General features: G+C 71.9%; 16 protein-coding genes. 9 read left to right on the plus strand and 7 right to left on the minus strand.

Annotated features, from left to right (window positions below; all coding sequences use genetic code 11):
* Positions 1 to 249: 249 nt before the first annotated feature.
* The gene (locus ABZ877_RS12565) at positions 250 to 1,074 is read right to left on the minus strand and encodes an oxidoreductase (protein ID WP_361068671.1); all 825 of its coding nucleotides are present in this window, start codon (positions 1,072 to 1,074) and stop codon (positions 250 to 252) included.
* 101 nt (positions 1,075 to 1,175) lie between these two features.
* On the opposite strand from ABZ877_RS12565, the gene ABZ877_RS12570 reads away from it, so the two are divergent.
* Positions 1,176 to 2,177, plus strand: coding sequence for an ATP-binding protein (locus tag ABZ877_RS12570; protein ID WP_361068672.1), 1,002 nt, complete (start codon positions 1,176 to 1,178; stop codon positions 2,175 to 2,177).
* Between the two features lie 6 nt (positions 2,178 to 2,183).
* On the opposite strand, the gene ABZ877_RS12575 is transcribed toward ABZ877_RS12570, so the two are convergent.
* Complete coding sequence (locus ABZ877_RS12575; RefSeq protein WP_361068675.1) at positions 2,184 to 3,497, minus strand: hypothetical protein; 1,314 nt, start codon at positions 3,495 to 3,497, stop codon at positions 2,184 to 2,186.
* Positions 3,498 to 3,770: 273 nt separating this feature from the next.
* On the opposite strand from ABZ877_RS12575, the gene ABZ877_RS12580 reads away from it, so the two are divergent.
* From ABZ877_RS12580 to ABZ877_RS12605, 6 genes are all read left to right on the plus strand, one after another.
* Positions 3,771 to 6,152 (plus strand): SulP family inorganic anion transporter, encoded by a 2,382-nt coding sequence (locus ABZ877_RS12580; protein ID WP_361068678.1) that lies wholly within the window; start codon positions 3,771 to 3,773, stop codon positions 6,150 to 6,152.
* A gap of 146 nt (positions 6,153 to 6,298) precedes the next feature.
* The gene (acs, locus tag ABZ877_RS12585) at positions 6,299 to 8,314 is read left to right on the plus strand and encodes an acetate--CoA ligase (RefSeq protein ID WP_361068680.1); all 2,016 of its coding nucleotides are present in this window, start codon (positions 6,299 to 6,301) and stop codon (positions 8,312 to 8,314) included.
* Positions 8,315 to 8,530: 216 nt separating this feature from the next.
* Positions 8,531 to 9,931 (plus strand): Na+/H+ antiporter NhaA, encoded by a 1,401-nt coding sequence (gene nhaA / locus ABZ877_RS12590; protein WP_361068683.1) that lies wholly within the window; start codon positions 8,531 to 8,533, stop codon positions 9,929 to 9,931.
* Between the two features lie 64 nt (positions 9,932 to 9,995).
* Positions 9,996 to 10,514: a phage holin family protein gene (locus tag ABZ877_RS12595; RefSeq protein WP_361068686.1), complete on the plus strand. Its 519-nt coding sequence runs from the start codon at positions 9,996 to 9,998 to the stop codon at positions 10,512 to 10,514.
* The gene (locus tag ABZ877_RS12600) at positions 10,511 to 11,464 is read left to right on the plus strand and encodes an alpha/beta hydrolase (RefSeq protein WP_361068688.1); all 954 of its coding nucleotides are present in this window, start codon (positions 10,511 to 10,513) and stop codon (positions 11,462 to 11,464) included. Before ABZ877_RS12595 ends, ABZ877_RS12600 begins: the two co-directional genes overlap by 4 nt.
* Before the next feature lie 129 nt (positions 11,465 to 11,593).
* Complete coding sequence (locus tag ABZ877_RS12605) at positions 11,594 to 11,779, plus strand: hypothetical protein (RefSeq protein ID WP_361068689.1); 186 nt, start codon at positions 11,594 to 11,596, stop codon at positions 11,777 to 11,779.
* Positions 11,780 to 11,826: 47 nt separating this feature from the next.
* On the opposite strand, the gene ABZ877_RS12610 is transcribed toward ABZ877_RS12605, so the two are convergent.
* From ABZ877_RS12610 to nth, 3 genes are all read right to left on the minus strand, one after another.
* Positions 11,827 to 13,026, minus strand: a complete 1,200-nt coding sequence (locus tag ABZ877_RS12610; protein WP_361068692.1) for a MarP family serine protease — start codon at positions 13,024 to 13,026, stop codon at positions 11,827 to 11,829.
* Positions 13,027 to 13,138: 112 nt separating this feature from the next.
* Positions 13,139 to 13,999, minus strand: coding sequence for a CoA pyrophosphatase (locus ABZ877_RS12615; RefSeq protein WP_361068695.1), 861 nt, complete (start codon positions 13,997 to 13,999; stop codon positions 13,139 to 13,141).
* Between the two features lie 73 nt (positions 14,000 to 14,072).
* Entirely contained in the window at positions 14,073 to 14,933 is an 861-nt protein-coding gene (gene nth / locus ABZ877_RS12620) for an endonuclease III (protein WP_361068698.1), read from the minus strand.
* A gap of 374 nt (positions 14,934 to 15,307) precedes the next feature.
* On the opposite strand from nth, the gene ABZ877_RS12625 reads away from it, so the two are divergent.
* Together ABZ877_RS12625 and ABZ877_RS12630 are read left to right on the plus strand one after the other, a co-directional pair.
* On the plus strand, positions 15,308 to 15,982 hold the full coding sequence (locus tag ABZ877_RS12625; RefSeq protein ID WP_016642758.1) for a Crp/Fnr family transcriptional regulator: 675 nt from the start codon (positions 15,308 to 15,310) through the stop codon (positions 15,980 to 15,982).
* 119 nt (positions 15,983 to 16,101) lie between these two features.
* Positions 16,102 to 17,025 carry a sigma-70 family RNA polymerase sigma factor gene (locus ABZ877_RS12630; RefSeq protein WP_361068700.1) on the plus strand — a complete coding sequence of 308 codons (924 nt, stop codon included), beginning with the start codon at positions 16,102 to 16,104 and terminating at the stop codon, positions 17,023 to 17,025.
* A gap of 19 nt (positions 17,026 to 17,044) precedes the next feature.
* Here the strand turns inward: ABZ877_RS12630 and ABZ877_RS12635 are convergent, their stop codons facing one another.
* Both ABZ877_RS12635 and ABZ877_RS12640 read right to left on the minus strand, forming a co-directional pair.
* A complete protein-coding gene (locus tag ABZ877_RS12635) occupies positions 17,045 to 17,884 on the minus strand; it encodes an MBL fold metallo-hydrolase (protein ID WP_361068703.1) in 840 nt (279 codons plus the stop codon).
* Positions 17,881 to 18,804, minus strand: a complete 924-nt coding sequence (locus ABZ877_RS12640) for an NUDIX hydrolase (RefSeq protein WP_361068705.1) — start codon at positions 18,802 to 18,804, stop codon at positions 17,881 to 17,883. The genes ABZ877_RS12635 and ABZ877_RS12640 overlap by 4 nt, the downstream gene beginning before the upstream one ends.
* Between the last annotated feature and the right edge of the window lie 74 nt (positions 18,805 to 18,878).

Consider the following 18,878-nt stretch of genomic DNA (forward strand, 5'->3'; position numbering starts at 1 on the left):
CCTACAACCGCAATCAAGGCCCCACGGACCGAAGCATGACCACCGGGCACCCACGCGACGTCGACCCGTCGATTACGGGCCAGCCGCACCAGGTGACGGGCAAAGTCCCGACCTGATGGGCATATATCGAGGACGCTTGGTAACCCGGCGCGTCATGCCGGCGGCGGTACGAGTATTCGTACCGCCGCAACCCTTTTCAGGCGCAATTCACGCCGCCCGGCAGCGCTTGCGCGCGCCCGGACCGTCCGGTCAGGCCGCGCCCCGCTGCAGCGCCTCGCAGACCGCCGTGGACTCCCTGACGCCCAGCTCGATCGCCTTGCCGCAATGGGCGATCCAGGCCGCCATCCCCTCCGGCGTGCCGGACACATAGCCTTCGAGCGCTGCCGTGTACGCCGCGCGGCCCAGCTCCGCGTGGCCGACCTCCGCCGGGCAGATCGACTTCGGGTCGAGGCCGCTGCCGACCAGGACGATGCGTTCGGCGGCGCGGGCGACAAGGCCGTTGTGCGACGTGAAGGGGCGCAGGGCGAGCAGTTCGCCGTGCACCACGGCGGCGCTCACCAGGGCGGGCGCCGAGCTGCCGCTGATGATCAGTTGCGAGAGGCCTTCGAGACGGCCCGCCACCTCGTCGGCGCCGGGCAGCGGAAGGTCGATGAGCGGCTCGTCGACGGCCTCGTCCGGCGTGCGGGGGCGGCCGACCGCGTCCCCGCGGTCGGCGGCGGCCACCAGGTGCAGCCGCGCGAGGACCCGGAGCGGCGACTGCCGCCAGATGGACAGGAGCTGCCCGGCCTCGGCGGTGAGCCGCAGGGCGGCGCCGACCGTGGGCGCCTCGCTGTCGCCGTCCGCGCCGCTGAAGTCGGTGCGCCTGCGCACCTCCTCGAGCGCCCAGTCGGCGCCGGAGAGGGCGGCGCTGCCGCGCGCGCCGCGCAGTGCGGCCTCGGAGGTGACCTCGTTGCTGCGACGCCGCATGACCCGGTGCCCGTAGACCCGGTCCACGGCCTTGCGTACGGAGTCCACGGTGTCGCCGACGCCGGGGAGGGTGCCGAGGGCGGCCAGGGGATCGGCTGACGTACTCATGAGTACGACCCTACGGGCCCCGGGCCCGCGCCCCACGAAGGAGTGGTCTTCTTCACGCGCGTGCGGCACTGTTCGCACTCACGCCACTACGCTAGGTGAACATGAAGATCGCTTTCGTAGGGAAGGGCGGCAGTGGCAAGACCACGCTGTCCTCGCTGTTCGTCCGCCACCTCGCCACCACCGGGTCCGCGGTCGTCGCCGTCGACGCCGACATCAACCAGCACCTCGGCGCCGCACTCGGGCTCGACGAGGACGTGGCCGCCGAGCTGCCCGCCATGGGCGCGCGGCTGCCGCTCATCAAGGACTACCTGCGCGGCTCGAACCCGCGCATCGCCTCCGCCGAGACGATGATCAAGACGACGCCGCCGGGACAGGGCTCGCGGCTGCTGCGCGTCGGGGAGAACAACCCGGTGTACGACGCCTGCGCGCGGCCGGTGGAACTCGACGGCGGCACCGTCCGTTTGATGGTCACCGGCCCCTTCACCGAGGCCGATCTCGGTGTCGCCTGCTACCACTCCAAGACCGGAGCGGTGGAGCTGTGCCTGAACCACCTCGTCGACGGGCGCGGTGAGTACGTGGTGGTCGACATGACCGCCGGCTCCGACTCGTTCGCCTCGGGCATGTTCACCCGCTTCGACATGACGTTCCTCGTCGCCGAGCCGACGCGGAAGGGGGTCTCCGTCTACCGCCAGTACAAGCAGTACGCCCAGGACTACGGCATCGCCCTGAAGGTCATCGGCAACAAGGTGCGCGGGGACGACGACGCGGACCTCGACTTCCTGCGCTCCGAGGTGGGCGACGACCTGCTCGTCACCGTCGGGCAGTCGGACTGGGTGCGCGCCATGGAGAAGGGGCTTCCGCCGCGCTTCGAGCTCCTGGAGGAGCCCACCAGGGCCGCCCTGCGCACCCTCCAGGACGCCGCCGACGCCACGTACGAGAGGCGGGACTGGGAGCGCTACACGCGCCAGATGGTGCACTTCCACGAGAAGAACGCGCGGAGCTGGGGCAACGAGCGGACGGGGGCCGACCTGGTGGCGCAGATCGACCCCGGTTTCGTACTTCAGGAGAACGCCGCCGCGCCCGCCGTCACCGCGTCGGTCTGACGGGTCTCACGGCCTGCCGGACGGTGCGCCCGGCGCCCCCTTGGGCGCCGGGGCCGGGGTGCCGGCGAGGTAGGCCGCCCAGCCCCGCTTGGGCGCCTTGCCCACTTCGAGGCGGGTGAGCTTCTTGAGCGTTGCGGGGTCCTGGGCGTCGAGCCAGTCGGCGAGCTGCCGGAAGGAGACGCAGCGGACCTCGGGCTTGCCGCAGACCTTCTCGACCGTCTGCTCGACGGCGCGCATGTAGACGCCGCCGTTCCAGGACTCGAAGTGGTTGCCGATGATCAGCGGGGCGCGGTTGCCCTTGTAGGCACGTTCGAAGCCGGCCACCAGGCTGTCGCGCATCTGGTCGCCCCAGTACGCGCGCATGGCCGGGTCGCCCTTCGTGGTGCCCGACTGGTTGACCATGAAGTTGTAGTCCATGGTGAGCTGTTCGTAGGAGTGCCCGCGGAACGGGACGAGCTGCATGGACAGGTCCCACAGGCCGTGCTTCTTCTTGGGCCACACCTGGTCGTTGACGCCGCTGGTGTCGTAGCGGAACCCCATCTCGCGGCCCGCGCGCATGAAGTTCTTCTGCCCTTCGAGGCAGGGTGTGCGGGCGCCGACGAGTTCCTTGTCGTAGTCGAAGGGCAGCGGCTCCGCCTTCTTCGTGCCCGTGTTGCTCCGCCAGGTGCGCACGAAGGACTTGGCCTGCCGGATCTCGCTCTTCCAGTCCTCGACCGACCACTGTCCGACGCCGCCGTCGCTGCCGCAGAAGTGGCCGTTGAAGTGGGTGCCGATCTCGTTGCCCTCGAGCCAGGCGCCGCGCAATTGCTCGACGGTGTCGCGGATCCCCTCAGCGTCGTTGAAGCCGATGTCGGAGCGGCCGGGCGCGTGCTGCGGCGGGTGGTACAGCTCCTTCTTGGCGCCCGGGAGCAGATAGACGCCGCTGAGGAAGTACGTCATGGTCGCGTTGTTCTTCCGGGCGACCTTGCGGAAGCGCGAGAACAGCTTCTGGCTGTCCTCGCCCGCGCCGTCCCAGGAGAACACCACGAACTGCGGGGGTCTGAGGCCCGGTCTGAGACGCTCGGCCTTCGGCAGGTGCGGCTGTCGGCCGGTGTACGCGGTCGAGCCGTCGCCGATCAGCCGGACCGTGCGGTGCGGAGCGGCGGGCACGGCCTCTTTCGCACCGGGGGCGCCTTGGTCGCGCGCGGCGCCGGTGTCGTCGTGTCCGCACCCGGCGAGGGTCGCGGCGCACGCCGCCGCGGCGACGGCCGCGGTGATCCTCGGGGCGGAGATCCGCCGGGTGGTGATCCTGTGGGGGGCGATCCTGCGGGTGGCGGCCATCTTCCGCCCACCTACTTCCTTGGAGTCGGCCTGCAAGACGGTGCATGCGCAACGGGCATGCGCGCGCCCGCTGCGCGCGGGCGGCCGCCGTCAACGTCGCACGAAATTCGCCCCTGATTTGTACGACAAGCCGACCAATATTCTTATTCACTCCTCCAGGTGAAAAAGTAGCCCATTTGCCCGGTTAATCCAGCCATAATCTTTACTCTGCATTACTGTCCGTTTACCGAGTGTTGCATTTCATCCCGCCGCTATCTGCCGAGGAGACGGGACATGACAGCCTTCGTCCCCACCCGCCCCAGCGATCCCAGCGATCCCAGCGACCCCGGCCGGACGGCCAGGCCCTCGGCCGGCGCCCGGAACGCGCACAGTCCCCCACCACCGCCGCACCGCCGCTTCCGGATCGCGGGAGCCGATCTGTCGGCCTCCGTCGCGGTCTTCCTGATCGCCCTCCCCCTCTCCCTGGGCATCGCCCTGGCGACGGGAGCACCCCTCGAAGCGGGGCTCGTCGCCGCCGCGGTCGGCGGACTCGTCGCCGGTCTGGTCGGCGGCGCCCAGCTCCAGGTCAGCGGCCCGGCCGCGGGCCTCACCGTGGTCACCGCGGAGCTGATCCAGCGCTACGGCTGGCGCACCACCTGCGCGATCACCGTCCTCGCCGGGATCGCCCAACTCGGGCTCGGCTGCCTGCGGGTGGCCCGCACGGCGCTCGCCGTCAGCCCCGCCGTCGTCCACGGCATGCTCGCCGGGATCGGCATCACCATCGCCGTCGCCCAACTGCACATCGTGCTCGGCGGCACCCCCGCCAGCTCGGTCCTCGCCAATGTGGCGGCGCTGCCCGCACAGTTCGCCGACGCGCGACCGGCCGCGTTCGGCGTCAGCGCCCTCACCCTCGCGCTCCTCTACTGCTGGCCGCGCGTCCCGGGCCGGATCGGCCGGATCACGCGCAAGGTGCCCGCGGCGCTCGTCGCCGTCTCCTCCGCCACCGCGGTCACCGCGCTGTGCGGCCTGGCGCTCCCCAAGGTGGACCTGCCGTCGTGGAGCAGCCACGCGCTGGCCGGAGTGCCGAACGGGCCGGTGCTCGGCATCGCCGCCGCCGTCCTGACGACCACCCTGGTGTGCAGCGTGCAGTCCCTGCTCGGCGCCGTGGCCGTCGACAAGCTGGCCTCCGCGCGGCCCGAACTGCCGCCCGGGGCACGCCGTTCGAACCTGGACCGGGAGCTGCTCGGGCAGGGCGCCGCGAACATCGTCTCCGGCACGCTCGGCGGGCTGCCCGTCGCGGGGGTCGCGGTGCGCTCGACGGCGAACGTGGCCGCGGGGGCGGTGAGCCGGAACTCCACGATGCTGCACGGCGTCTGGGTGGTGGCGGCGACGCTGCTGCTCGTGCCCGCCCTGGAGCTGATCCCGCTCGCCTCGCTCGCCGCCCTGGTCATGGCGGTCGGCCTCAAGATGGTCTCCCTGCTGCACATCCGCACGGTCACCCGCCACCGTGAGGTCCTGGTCTACGTGGTGACCACGCTCGGCGTCGTCGCCCTCGGCGTGCTCGAAGGCGTGGGGCTCGGGGTCGCGGTGGCCGTCGCCGTCGCGCTGCACCGCCTCGCGCGGACCCGCATCACGCACGAGGAGGACACGCGCGGCGTCCACCATGTGCGCGTACGCGGCCAGTTGACGTTCCTCGCCGTGCCGAGACTCAGCAGAGTGCTGCACCAGATCCCGCACGGGGTGCACTGCGCGGTGGAGCTGGACGGCTCGTTCATGGACCACGCCGCGTACGAGTCGCTGCAGGACTGGGAGAAGACACACATCGGGCAGGGCGGGACGGTCGAGGTGACCGGGCGCGGCGGCATGCCGATCGCCGAGCCCGCGCGCGCGAGCCACTCGTGCTGCCGCCCATGGACGCCGTGGCGCAACCACCACTGCGACCGGCCGAGCGCCCCCGCGCCCGAGAGCGTCGCGCCGCGCGGCGGGCACCATCTGGCCAGCGGGATCAGCGCGTTCCAGCGCAACACGGCGCCGCTGGTCCGCGACGAGCTGGCCCGTCTCGCACGAGAGGGGCAGGAGCCCACGCAGCTCTTCCTGACCTGCGCGGATTCACGGCTCGTCACCTCGATGATCACGTCGAGCGGCCCCGGCGACCTCTTCGTCGTACGGAACGTGGGCAATCTGGTGCCCCTGCCGGGCGCCGAGAGCGGGGACGACTCGGTCGCGGCGGCCATCGAGTACGCGGTCGACGTGCTGAAGGTGCAGTCGATCACCGTGTGCGGGCACTCCGGGTGCGGGGCCATGCAGGCGCTGATGAGCAGCCCGCCGTCCGGCGCCGGGGCGCTCACGCCGCTCAGGCGGTGGCTGCGGCACGGGGTGCCGAGCCTGGAGCGGCTGGCCGACGGGGATGTGCCGGACGCGCGGCTCGCCGGGCGCGCGCCCGCCGACGCGGTGGAGCGGCTCTGCCTGACCAATGTCGTCCAGCAGTTGGAGCATCTGCGGGCGCACGAGTCGGTGGCCCGCGCCCTCGACCAGGGCACGCTCCAGCTCCACGGCATGTACTTCCATGTCGGCGAGGCCCAGGCATATCTGCTGGAAGGGGCCGACCCTGTCTTCGGACAGGTCGCCGCCGCGTCCGCCGACGGGATGAGAGACACGCCCGCCACGCGGGCCTGAACCCGCGGGCACCCTTTCGCGTGCAACGGGTGAGAGCGTGACGGTTCCCGGCCGCCGCGGCCGGGAACCGTCCACTCGTCCACCAGGGCCGTCTACAGGTCTAAACCAATTCGCCGACCCCCCTTGTCACCGGGGGTCGGCGTCTGATGAGCTGTGGTTTGGGACACAACGGTCGCCCGGCGAAGCACCGTAAGGGAGATGTCGTGAGCAACGAAAGCCTGGCCAACCTCTTGAAAGAGGAGCGTCGTTTTGCGCCGCCCGCCGAGCTGGCGGCGCACGCCAATGTGACGGCGGAGGCGTACGAGCAGGCCAAGGCTGACCGGCTCGGGTTCTGGGCCGAGCAGGCCCGCCGGCTGAGCTGGGACACCGAGCCGACCGAGACGCTGGACTGGTCGAACCCGCCGTTCGCGAAGTGGTTCAAGGACGGCAAGCTCAATGTCGCGTACAACTGCGTCGACCGGCACGTCGAGGCCGGGCACGGCGACCGGGTCGCGATCCACTTCGAGGGCGAGCCGGGCGACAGCCGGGCCATCACCTACGCCGAGCTGAAGGACGAGGTCAGCCGGGTGGCCAACGCGCTGACGCAGCTGGGCGTCCAGCAGGGCGACCGCGTCGCCGTCTACCTGCCGATGATCCCCGAGGCGGTCATCTCGATGCTGGCGTGCGCGCGCATCGGCGCCGCGCACTCGGTGGTCTTCGGCGGCTTCTCCGCCGACGCCATCGCCAAGCGCATCGAGGACGCGGACGCCAAGGTCGTCATCACCTCCGACGGCGGCTACCGCCGCGGCAAGCCCTCCGCGCTCAAGCCGGCCGTGGACGAGGCGCTGACCCGTGTCGAGGGCGTCAGCACGGTCCTCGTCGTGCAGCGCACGAAGCAGGACGTCGCCTGGACCGAGGGGCGCGACCAGTGGTGGCACGAGGTCGTCGGCCGCCAGTCCGCCGAACACACGCCGCAGGCGTTCGACGCCGAGCAGCCGCTGTTCATCCTGTACACGTCCGGCACGACGGGCAAGCCGAAGGGCATCCTGCACACCTCCGGCGGCTATCTGACGCAGGCGAGCTACACCCACCACGCGGTCTTCGACCTCAAGCCGGAGACCGACGTCTACTGGTGCACGGCCGACATCGGCTGGGTCACCGGACACTCGTACATCACGTACGGCCCGCTCTCCAACGGCGCGACGCAGGTCATCTACGAGGGCACCCCAGACACCCCGCACCAGGGCCGCTTCTGGGAGATCGTGCAGAAGTACGGCGTCACGATCCTCTACACGGCGCCGACCGCGATCCGTACGTTCATGAAGTGGGGCGACGACATCCCCGCGAAGTTCGACCTGTCCAGCCTGCGCGTGCTGGGCTCCGTGGGCGAGCCGATCAACCCCGAGGCATGGGTCTGGTACCGCAAGAACATCGGCCGTGACAAGTGCCCGATCGTGGACACCTGGTGGCAGACCGAGACCGGCGCGATCATGATCTCGCCGCTGCCCGGCGTCACCGAGACCAAGCCGGGCTCCGCCCAGCGCGCGCTGCCGGGCATCTCCGCGACCGTCGTCGACGACGAGGCGAACGAGGTGGAGAACGGCGGCGGTGGCTACCTGGTCCTGACCGAGCCGTGGCCGTCGATGCTCCGCACCATCTGGGGCGACGACCAGCGGTTCATCGACACCTACTGGTCCCGCTTCGAGGGCCGGTACTTCGCCGGTGACGGCGCGAAGAAGGACGAGGACGGTGACGTCTGGCTGCTCGGCCGCGTCGACGACGTCATGCTCGTCTCCGGCCACAACATCTCGACCACCGAGGTGGAGTCGGCGCTCGTCTCGCACCCGGCCGTCGCGGAGGCCGCCGTCGTCGGCGCCGCCGACGCCACGACCGGCCAGGCGATCGTCGCCTTCGTCATCCTGCGCGGCAGCGCCGACGCGGAGGACGAGAAGCTCGTCGCCGACCTGCGCAACCACGTGGGCGCCACGCTCGGCCCGATCGCCAAGCCCAAGCGGGTCCTGCCGGTCGCCGAGCTGCCCAAGACGCGCTCCGGCAAGATCATGCGCCGCCTCCTGCGCGACGTGGCGGAGAACCGGGCGGTGGGTGACGTCACCACGCTCGCCGACTCCTCCGTCATGGCCCTGATCCAGGACAAGCTGCCGGCGGCACCCAGCGAGGACTGATCCGGCACCGCACCACACAAAGCGGGCATTCGGCGAACGCGCCGGATGCCCGCTTTGTGCGTAAGGTGAGGATGCGTACGGCAATGATCACCCGCCATGCTGCCCGTGCACCCGGTAGGGTGAACGACGCGTCAAGAACGCGTCAGGAATTCACAGGGTGCGCCGGGAAGTCTGGTCGGCAGAGCAATGAGCCGTACCCGACCGGAGGTTCCCCGCGTGAGCGCCCCCCGCAAAAGCGACCGCACAGCATTCGGACATCTGTCCCTGCCCGAGCGGAACTTCCTGGCCGACGCCCTGCGCGCCGAGACGGTGGGCGGGATCCTGCTGCTCGTCGCCGCCGTCGCGGCCCTCGTCTGGGCGAACGTCCCCGGCCTCGCCCACAGCTACGAGACCGTGCGCGACCTGCACCTCGGTCCCGGCACGCTCGGCCTGCACCTCTCCCTCGAACACTGGGCCGCCGACGGTCTCCTCGCGATCTTCTTTTTCGTCGCGGGCATCGAACTCAAGCGCGAGCTCGTCGCGGGCGATCTGCGCGATCCCCGGGCCGCCGCGCTCCCGGTCGTCGCCGCCGTCTGCGGCATGGCGGCGCCCGCGCTCGTCTACACCCTGGTCAACGTCCTCGGCGGTGGCTCCACGGACGGCTGGGCCGTACCGACCGCGACCGACATCGCGTTCGCGCTCGCCGTCCTCGCCGTCATCGGCACATCGTTGCCGGGCGCCCTGCGCGCCTTCCTGCTCACCCTCGCCGTCGTCGACGACCTGCTTGCCATCCTGATCATCGCGATCTTCTTCACCAGTGATCTGAACTTCGCCGCGCTCGCGGGCGCCTTCGCCGGCCTCGTCCTGTTCTGGGTGCTCCTGCGGACGGGCGTACGCGGCTGGTACGTGTACGTGCCGCTCGCGCTCGCCATCTGGGGCCTGATGTACAACAGCGGCGTCCACGCGACCGTCGCGGGCGTCGCCATGGGCCTGATGCTGCACTGCACGCGCCGCGACGGCGAGGAACGCTCCCCCGGCGAGCACATCGAACACCTCGTGCGCCCGCTCTCCACCGGCCTCGCGGTTCCGCTGTTCGCCCTGTTCAGCGCGGGCGTCGCGGTGTCGGGCGGCGCGCTCGGCGATGTCTTCGCACGGCCCGAGACGCTCGGCGTCGTCCTCGGTCTCGTCGTCGGCAAGACCCTCGGCGTCTTCGGCGGTACGTGGCTGACTGCCCGGTTCACCAGGGCCTCGCTCTCCGATGAGCTGACCTGGCCGGACCTCTTCGCGATCTCCGCGCTCGCCGGCATCGGCTTCACCGTCTCGCTCCTCATCGGCGAACTGGCCTTCACCTCCGACCCCGTGCTCACCGACGAGGTCAAGGCCGCCGTGCTCATCGGCTCGTTGATCGCGGCCGTGCTCAGCGGCGTACTCCTGCGCGTCCGCAACGCCAAGTACCGCGCCCTGTGGGAGGCGGAGGAGCGCGACGAGGACCTCGACGGGGTCCCCGACATCTACGAGGAGGGCGACCCGGCGTACCACCTGCGGATGGCCGCGCTGCACGAGAAGAAGGCGGCGGAACACCGGCGGCTTGCCGAAGCGACGGGCGGGGAAGGCGGCGAGGGCGAGCGTCCGGCATGATCTGACAGCAAGTCCGCACAACCGACAGAGCCACAGGCTCCTCCAGGAGAACAGGGAGAACGCGATGAGCGCACCCGACGGCAGCACGGTCGGCGCGGTCGGCGCCGAGCGCAGCATCGGCCAGTTGTTCGCCTCGGCGACGGCCGAGATGTCCGCACTGGTGCACGACGAGATCGCCCTTGCGAAGGTCCAGCTCAAGCAGGACGTGAAGAAGGGAGCGGTGAGCGGCGGCGCCTTCACGGCGGCGCTGACGATCGCGCTCTTCTCACTGCCGATGCTGAGCTTCGCCCTCGCCTACGGCATCAACGCCTGGACCGGCGGGCACAACGGCAACGGCGGCTGGAACCTCGCCTGGTGCTTCCTGCTCTCCTTCGCCGCCAGCCTGCTCGTCGCCGGTCTGGTCGGCCTGATCGGCGTGGCCTTCGCCAAGAAGGCCAAGAAGGGCAAGGGGCCGCAGAAGGTCGCCGCCTCCGTCAAGGAGACCGCCGGCGTCCTGCAGAACGCCAAGCCGCACCCCCGCCCGGTGACGGCCGGAGACCGTGTCCCCGAGGCCATCGAGGCTGTGGCACGCTCGTCTTCATGACGGACCCCGCCACTCCTTCGGCCCAACCGCCTTCCTCTGTCGTACGGCTCGACGTACCCGGTGCCAAAGAGGTGATCCACCGGGACGTCGCGGCCAACGGCGCGCGCTTCCACATCGCGGAGACGGGCGACGGGCCGCTGGTGCTGCTGCTGCACGGCTTCCCGCAGTTCTGGTGGACGTGGCGGCACCAGCTCGTGGCGCTCGCCGAGGCGGGGTTCCGGGCCGTCGCGATGGACCTGCGGGGCGTGGGCGGCAGCGACCGCACGCCGCGCGGCTACGACCCGGCCAACCTCGCCCTCGACATCACCGGAGTGGTGCGCTCGCTCGGCGAGCCGGACGCGGCGCTCGTCGGCCACGACCTCGGCGGCTACCTCGCGTGGACGGCGGCCGTGATGCGGCCGAAGCTGGTGCGGCGGCTCGCGGTGTCCTCGATGCCGCATCCACGCCGCTGGCGCTCGGCGATGCTCTCGGACCTCAAGCAGACCACCGCCGGATCGTACGTCTGGGGCTTCCAGCGGCCCTGGCTGCCGGAGCGTCAGCTCGTGGCGGACGACGCGGCCCTGGTCGGCCGGCTCGTCCGGGACTGGTCCGGGCCGCGCCAGCCCGACGACGAGACCGTCGAGACGTACCGGCGCGCCATGTGCATCCCCTCGACGGCGCACTGCTCGATCGAGCCGTACCGGTGGATGGTGCGCTCCCTGGCCCGGCCGGACGGCATCCAGTTCAACCGGCGCATGAAGCGGCCCGTCCGCGTGCCGACGCTGCATCTGCACGGCTCGCTCGACCCGGTCATGCGCACGCGCAGCGCCGCGGGCTCCGGCGAGTACGTCGAGGCGCCCTACCGCTGGCGCCTGTTCGACGGTCTCGGCCACTTCCCGCACGAGGAGGACCCGGCCGCGTTCTCCAAGGAACTGGTGAGCTGGCTGAAGGATCCCGAGCCGGATCGGTGAGCCGGGGGTGAGCGTCCGGCGTCCGGACGGGAACACGTGTCCTACGAACAGCCAATTGCCTGCCGCATAGGCCAATTTGGGGGCCGTGGGGGTGGTTACCGACCATGGGGCCCGGGCAGACGTCGGGGTATGGGCTGGACGCACGACTACAGTGACGCAGCACGCAATCGCCGCCCAGCGATGACGCTGGGCTCTCCCCAGAGGGGCGCGCCGCAAGGACACGCGGTGCACGATCCCCATCTGGGCATCTCGCGCATCCTGCGGCGCCGGGCCCGGTGGGTGTCGGCCCGGCTGCGCCACAGCGGGCGCGGCTGACACCTTTTCCCACTCCGCGAAGCTCCCCGGGGTGCCTCCGGGGTGCCTCAGAGCGCGCAGGCGTCCGTGTCGACCTGCTGGACCGCCGTGCGGCCCCGGTCGATGTCGCTGCGGATCTCGTCGCCGGTCAGCGCGTAGCCCGTCTCCGCGTTGTCCAGGGACTTGGCGAAGACCACGCCGTACACCTGGCCGTCCGGGGTCAGCAGCGGTCCGCCGGAGTTGCCCTGACGGACCGTCGCGTACAGCGAGTACACGTCGCGCTGCACCTTGCCCCGGTGGTAGATGTCCGGGCCGTCGGCGGTGATGCGGCCGCGCACGCGCGCGGGGCGCACGTCGTACGCGCCGTTCTCCGGGAAGCCCGCGACGATCGCGCCGCCGCCGCGCTGCGCGTCCGTCGCCGTGAAGCGCAGCGGGGGCGCCTTGAGCTGCGGCACGTCCAGGACCGCGATGTCGCGCTTCCAGTCGTAGAGGACGACCTTCGCGTCGTACTTGACGCCCTCGCCGCCGATCTGCACGGTGGGCTCCTCGACGCCGCCGACCACGTGCGCGTTGGTCATCACGCGGCGGTCGGAGAAGACGAAGCCGGTGCCCTCGACGACCTTGCCGCAACTGGGCGCCTGCCCCACGACCTTGACGATCGAACGCTTGGCGGTGCGCGCGGCTGCGCTGCGGGCGAGCGCGGGGTCGGGCGGCTGGACCTCGGCGATCGGCTCGTTGGCGAACGGGCTGAAGACCTGCGGGAACCCGTTCTGCGCGAGCGTGGAGGAGAAGTCGGCGAACCAGGTGTCCGCCTGCGCGGGCAGCACCCGCGCGACCCCGAGCAGCACCTTCGAGCTGCGGACCTCCGTACCGAGGGTGGGCAGGGCGGTGCCGGCGAGCGCGGAACCTATCAGCCAGGCGACCAGGAGCATCGCCGCCACGTTGACGAGGGCGCCACCCGTCGCGTCGAGCGCCCGCGCCGGGGACCAGGTGATGTAGCGGCGCAGCTTGTTGCCCAGGTGCGTGGTAAACGCCTGGCCGATGGAGGCACAGACGATCACGACGACCACGGCCACGACGGCCGCGGTGGTCGTCACCTGGGCGTCACTGGTCGCGGCGCCCCAGACGGCGGGCAGCGCGTAGACCGCCACGAGGCCACCGCCGAGGAAGCCGATCACCGACAGGATGCCGACGACGAAGCCCTGCCGGTAGCCCACGATGGCGAACCAGACGGCGGCCGCGAGCAGCAGGATGTCCAGCACGTTCACCGAATTCCTGCCTCGCCTCGCATCGCGGATGTCCTCGCGGTCGTCATCAGGGGGTCCACCTCCGCGCCGGGGTGCCGGGGGCGGTCCCCGGGACGGCACGGGGGCCACCCTGTCATGTGCGCCAGTCGAGTGGCACCGTCTTCTTCCGGTCCCAGGGGCGCTCCCACCCCGCGAAGTGCAGAATCCGGTCGATCACACCGGCCGTGAATCCCCATACGAGGGCGGATTCCACCAGGAACGCCGGGCCTCTGTGGCCGCTGGGATGCATCGTCGTCACCCGGTTCTCCGGGTCCGTGAGATCCGCCACCGGGACCGTGAAGACGCGGGCCGTCTCCGCCGGGTCGACCGCCGTGACCGGCGTCGGCTCCCGCCACCAGCCGAGGACCGGGCTCACCACGAAGCCGCTGACCGGGATGTAGAGCCGTGGCAGCACGCCGAAGAGCTGCACGCCGCTCGGGTCCAGCCCCGTCTCCTCCCACGCCTCGCGCAGGGCGGCGCGCAGCGGGCCCTCGGCGCGCGGGTCCCCGTCCTCGGGATCGAGGGCGCCGCCGGGGAAGGACGGCTGCCCCGCGTGGGATCTGAGCGATCCCGCGCGCTCCATCAGCAGCAGCTCGGGGCCGCGCGCGCCCTCGCCGAACAGGATGAGGACCGCGGACTGCCGCCCCGCGCCGTCCGCCGGGGGCAGGAAGCGGCTGAGCTGTTCGCCGCGCACGGTGCGCGCGGCCTCGGCGACGGGGGTGAGCCAGTCGGGCAGGCCGTCCGTGCGCAGGCTGACGTCCGGGACGTACGGGGACGGGGCCTGCGGGGTCTGCGGGACGTGTGGGGCCGACGGGACATGTGGCGCGGAGGGGTCATGTGGGGTGCCGCCGCCGGGGGTTGCGCCGCCGCCCGGGGCCGTGCCACCGGACTCTGCCGCCTCATCGGCCGCTCCGGTCACACCACTCGCACCCTGGATCTCGCTCACGTGCTTCATCTCGCCGCCCCCGTACCCGTCGTCCCTCGCCCAACGCCTGGCCGTCCCCGATTCGTTCCGGCCCGGCGGTGTGTCACCCGGTCGTGTCACCCGGGGTGCCGCCCAGCGGCGGGGCGGGCCGGCCGCCCGCGTCGAGGTAGGACTGCGGGGGATTGAGGCGCTGGCCGGGGAAGCCGCCCTTCTCGTACTTGAGGAGCTTCTGCGCCTTCTCCGGGTCCGTCTCGCCCTCGCCGTAGGCGGGGCAGAGCGGGGCGACCGGGCAGGCGCCGCAGGCGGGTTTGCGGGCGTGGCAGATGCGGCGGCCGTGGAAGATCACGTGGTGGCTCAGCATGGTCCACTCGCTCTTCGGGAAGAGCTCCCCGACCGCCTTCTCGACCTTGTCGGGGTCGGTCTCCTCGGTCCACTTCCAGCGCCGCACGAGCCGGCCGAAGTGCGTGTCGACGGTGATGCCGGGGCGCCCGAACGCATTGCCGAGCACGACGAACGCCGTCTTGCGGCCGACCCCGGGCAGCTTGACCAGGTCTTCGAGCCGGCCCGGCACCTCGCCGCCGAAGTCCTCCTCCAGCGCCTTGGCCAGCCCCATGATCGACCTCGTCTTGGCGCGGAAGAAGCCGGTCGGCCGGATCAGCTCCTCGACCTCCTCGGGGTTGGCCGCCGCGAGGTCCGCGGGGGTCGGGTACTTGGCGAACAGCGCCGGGGTCGTCTGGTTGACCCGCAGGTCCGTCGTCTGCGCGGACATCACCGTGGCGAGCAGCAGCTGGAAGGGGTTCTCGAAGTCCAGCTCCGGGTGCGCGTACGGGTACGTCTCCGCGAGGATCCGGTTGATCTTGCGCGCCCGGCGGACCAGCGCCGTGCGCGACTCGGGCTTGGCGGCGCCCGTCCCCGTACCCGTACTCGCACTGGTCGTCGCGGCGGATCGCTTCTTCGCGGGCATGAGCTATGCGGCCTTTCCCTGCACGGACGGTACTGATCCGGACGGTGTCGCTCCAGCCGGTACGGGCAGGGCCGTGTGGGCGGTGTGCCCGCACTGTTCGCCCAGAGCGGAATCCCGGTCGGCCGTCACCCTTACAGCCCCCTCCGCCTGCGTCGTCCCCGGCTTTTTGGATACTCGGCCAGCCTAAAGCCCGGCACGGACATCCGCCCCGACGCGGGCGGGTCGGCCCCCGATTGGCCCCCTCCCCGTCGGGTTGTGACGCAGGTGCGGCAGACTTGTGTCTGAGTGACTGATCACACTGTTTGGACCGTCCGGCAAAATGGGCGGCGGGAAACACCCGTCCCCACAGTGCAGGCGACATAGGAGAGAAACTCGTGGACGACGTTCTGCGGCGCGCCCCGCTCTTCGCGGCGCTCGATGACGAGCAGGCCGCGGAGCTCCGCGCCTCCATGAGTGAGGTGACCCTCGCGCGCGGCGATGCCCTGTTTCACGAGGGCGACCCCGGCGACCGCCTCTACGTGGTCACCGAAGGCAAGGTGAAGCTCCACCGCACATCCCCCGACGGCCGCGAGAACATGCTGGCCGTGCTCGGCCCGGGTGAGCTGATCGGCGAGCTGTCGCTGTTCGACCCCGGCCCGCGCACCGCGACCGCCAGCGCGCTGACCGAGGTCAAGCTGCTCGGCCTCGGCCACGGCGACCTCCAGCCCTGGCTGAACGCGCGCCCGGAGGTGGCCGCCGCCCTGCTGCGCGCCGTCGCCCGGCGGCTGCGCAAGACCAACGACCAGATGTCCGACCTGGTCTTCTCCGACGTGCCGGGCCGCGTGGCCCGCGCGCTGCTCGACCTGTCGCGCCGCTTCGGCGTGCAGTCCGAGGAGGGCATCCACGTCGTGCACGACCTCACGCAGGAAGAGCTGGCCCAGCTGGTCGGCGCCTCCCGCGAGACGGTCAACAAGGCGCTCGCCGACTTCGCGGGCCGCGGCTGGCTCCGCCTGGAGGCCCGCGCCGTGATCCTGCTCGACGTGGAGCGCCTGGCCAAGCGTTCGCGCTGAGCAAGGCTCCGCACCGCTACGGGGACGGGTCCCGCCACCATGTCGTGGCGGGACCCGTCCCCGTAGCGGGCCCGTACGACGCGCACCGGCACTCGACCATCCCCGGAGGGGACCCTGGCATGACGCAGTCCGAGACCCAGCCCCCGTCGGCGCTCGACCTGGCGACCCGGTTCGAGGCCGAGCGCGGGCGGCTGCGGTCCGTCGCGTACCGGATGCTCGGTTCGCTCAGCGAGGCCGAGGACGCGGTCCAGGAGAGCTGGCTGCGGCTGCAACGCGCGGACACGGCGGACGTGGCGAACCTCAGCGGCTGGCTGACCACCGTCGTCGGTCGGATCTGCCTGGACATGCTGCGCACGCGCGCGTCCCGCCGCGAGGATCCCCTGGACGCGGGAACGGCCGAGACGCACGTCCCCGATGTCGTCGTACGGCCCGCGGACCCGGGCCAGGAGGCCGAGCTCGCGGACTCCGTCGGGCTCGCGCTGCTCGTCGTGCTCGACACGCTGGCGCCCGCCGAACGGCTCGCGTTCGTCCTGCACGACATGTTCGCGGTGCCCTTCGACGAACTCGCGCCCATCGTCGAGCGCACGCCTGCGGCGACCCGGCAGCTCGCGAGCCGCGCCCGGCGCCGTGTGCAGGGCGCGACCGCGCCGACGGCGACCGATCTGGCCCGCCAGCGCGAGGTCGTCGACGCCTGGCTCGCCGCCACGCGCGCGGGGGACTTCGAGGCGCTGCTCGCACTCCTCGACCCGGACGTGCTGCTGCGCGTCGACGCGGGCCCAGGGACGGCGTCCAAACTGGTGCGGGGCGCCCTGGAGGTGGCCGGGCAGGCGACGTACTTCGGCCGGATGGTCGACACGGCGTCCGCCGCGTACGTGGGCGACGGCGTCGGCATCGTGCAGGCGCCGCGCGGCAAGGTCGTCTCGGTCCTCGCGCTGTCGTTCCGGGACGGCAAGGTCAGCGGCGTCGACATCATCGCCGACCCGCGGCGCCTCGCGGCGATGGGCATCACCTGGCCGCTGGCGCCCCGCGAGGACGGCCTGTAGGGGCCCGCTACGGAGCCCGCTACGGGTGCTGGATCAGCCCGTGGTCGCGCAGGTACTCCAGCTGCGCCAGGACAGACAGCTCGGCCGCCGGCCACAGCGAGCGGTCCACGTCGGCGTAGACGTGGGCCACGACGTCGGACGCCGTCACATGGCCGTTCTCGACCGCCGTCTCCACCTGGGCGAGGCGGTGGGCGCGGTGCGCGAGGTAGAACTCCACCGCGCCCTGCGCGTCCTCCAGGACGGGGCCGTGGCCCGGCAGCACCGTGTGCACGCCGTCGTCCACCGTCAGGGAGCGCAGGCGGCGCAGCGAGTCGAGGTAGTCGCCGAGGCGGCCGTCCGGGTGGGCGACCACGGTGGTGCCGCGCCCGAGGATCGTGTCGCCGGTCAGGACGGCCTGGTCGGCGGGGAGATGGAAGCAGAGCGAGTCCGCGGTGTGCCCGGGGGTCGGCACGACGCGCAGCTCCAGGCCGCCGGTCGTCACGACGTCCCCGGCGGCGAGCCCCTCGTCGCCCAGGCGGAGCGCCGGATCGAGGGCGCGCACCTTGGTGCCGGTCAGCTCGGCGAACCGGCCCGCGCCCTCGGCGTGGTCCGGGTGCCCGTGCGTCAGCAGCGTGAGTGCTATGCGCTTGCCCGCCTTGTCGGCCGTGTCGATGACGTGCCGCAGGTGCGCGTCGTCCAGGGGGCCCGGGTCGATGACGACGGCGAGGTCGCTGTCGGGCTCGGTGACGATCCAGGTGTTGGTGCCGTCGAGCGTCATGGCGGAGGCGTTGGGCGCCAGGACGTTGATCGCGCGGGCCGTGGCGGGGCCGGAGAGCACCCCGCCGCGCGGCTGCCCGGGCAGGGCGGCGGCTTCGGTCATCGGTTTGTTCCCCTGCTCGGAGCGGTCGGAGTGGCCGGAGCATCCGGGTTCGGGGCTGCGGTCGGGATGTGCTTGGTGAACTCCTCGTGCCCCGGCCAGGACAGCACCAGCTCCTCGCCCTCCATGCGCGCCCGCGCCAGTACGGGCGTCAGGTCGTGGTCCGTGGAACCGGCGAGGGCGCTCTCCACGCGCGCGTACGTCGCAAGAGTGCGCAGGGTCGCGACCGTCGGCGGCATCATCGACAACTCGGCTCGGTCGTACGCCTCAAGGGCCCGCTCCGGGCGGATCCACACGGTGCGGTCGGCCTCGGAGGAGTCGTCGCTGGTGCGCTGGCCCTCGGGCAGCGCGGCGACGAAGAACCAGGTGTCGTAGCGGCGCGGCTCGAACTCCGGGGTGATCCAGCGCGCCCACGCCCCGAGCAGATCGGAGCGGAGCACGAGCCCGCGGCGCCGCAGGAACTCGGCGAAGGACAGGTCACGGGCGATCAGCGCCTGCCGGTCGGCGGCCCAGTCGGCCCCCGTCGTGTCGGCGACGACGGTGTCCGGGCTCTCCCCGGCGAGCAGCACGCCCGCCTCCTCGAACGTCTCCCGCACGGCGGCGCAGACGATCGCCTGGGCCTCCCTCTCCGGCACGCCGAGGCGCGCGGCCCACTCCCGGCGCTCGGGACCGGCCCAGCGGACCTGGCGGTCGTCGTCGCGGGGGTCGACGCCGCCGCCGGGGTAGGCGTACGCCCCGGCGGCGAACGCCATGGACGTACGGCGGCGCAGCATGTGCACCTCGACACCGGCGGCACCGTCAGCGGCGTCCCGCAGGAGCAGCACGGTCGCGGCGCGCCTTGGCTCCGCCGGCACCAGTGTGCCTGCGGCGAGGGCGCGGATGCGATCCGGCCACTCAGGGGGGTACCACTGCCCGTTTGCCATGGCCGGAGGCTATCCGGTGAAGCGCAGATGTTCGAGAGCCCACCCGCCGCCCCCGTCGAACACCCGTTCACGGG

Source organism: Streptomyces sp. NPDC046939 (assembly GCF_040644575.1).
Taxonomy (GTDB): domain Bacteria; phylum Actinomycetota; class Actinomycetes; order Streptomycetales; family Streptomycetaceae; genus Streptomyces.

What these genes read in the sequence shown, in the direction of transcription:
- acs (WP_361068680.1), top strand. Translation starts at nt 6,299, where the DNA reads ATGAGCTGTGGTTTGGGACACAACGGTCGCCCGGCGAAGCACCGTAAG.
- ABZ877_RS12565 (WP_361068671.1), bottom strand. Translation starts at nt 1,074, where the DNA reads ATGAGTACGTCAGCCGATCCCCTGGCCGCCCTCGGCACCCTCCCCGGC.
- ABZ877_RS12595 (WP_361068686.1), top strand. Translation starts at nt 9,996, where the DNA reads ATGAGCGCACCCGACGGCAGCACGGTCGGCGCGGTCGGCGCCGAGCGC.
- ABZ877_RS12600 (WP_361068688.1), top strand. Translation starts at nt 10,511, where the DNA reads ATGACGGACCCCGCCACTCCTTCGGCCCAACCGCCTTCCTCTGTCGTA.
- nth (WP_361068698.1), bottom strand. Translation starts at nt 14,933, where the DNA reads ATGCCCGCGAAGAAGCGATCCGCCGCGACGACCAGTGCGAGTACGGGT.
- ABZ877_RS12570 (WP_361068672.1), top strand. Translation starts at nt 1,176, where the DNA reads ATGAAGATCGCTTTCGTAGGGAAGGGCGGCAGTGGCAAGACCACGCTG.
- ABZ877_RS12640 (WP_361068705.1), bottom strand. Translation starts at nt 18,804, where the DNA reads ATGGCAAACGGGCAGTGGTACCCCCCTGAGTGGCCGGATCGCATCCGC.
- ABZ877_RS12575 (WP_361068675.1), bottom strand. Translation starts at nt 3,497, where the DNA reads ATGGCCGCCACCCGCAGGATCGCCCCCCACAGGATCACCACCCGGCGG.
- ABZ877_RS12630 (WP_361068700.1), top strand. Translation starts at nt 16,102, where the DNA reads ATGACGCAGTCCGAGACCCAGCCCCCGTCGGCGCTCGACCTGGCGACC.
- ABZ877_RS12615 (WP_361068695.1), bottom strand. Translation starts at nt 13,999, where the DNA reads ATGAAGCACGTGAGCGAGATCCAGGGTGCGAGTGGTGTGACCGGAGCG.
- ABZ877_RS12580 (WP_361068678.1), top strand. Translation starts at nt 3,771, where the DNA reads ATGACAGCCTTCGTCCCCACCCGCCCCAGCGATCCCAGCGATCCCAGC.
- ABZ877_RS12635 (WP_361068703.1), bottom strand. Translation starts at nt 17,884, where the DNA reads ATGACCGAAGCCGCCGCCCTGCCCGGGCAGCCGCGCGGCGGGGTGCTC.
- ABZ877_RS12605 (WP_361068689.1), top strand. Translation starts at nt 11,594, where the DNA reads ATGGGCTGGACGCACGACTACAGTGACGCAGCACGCAATCGCCGCCCA.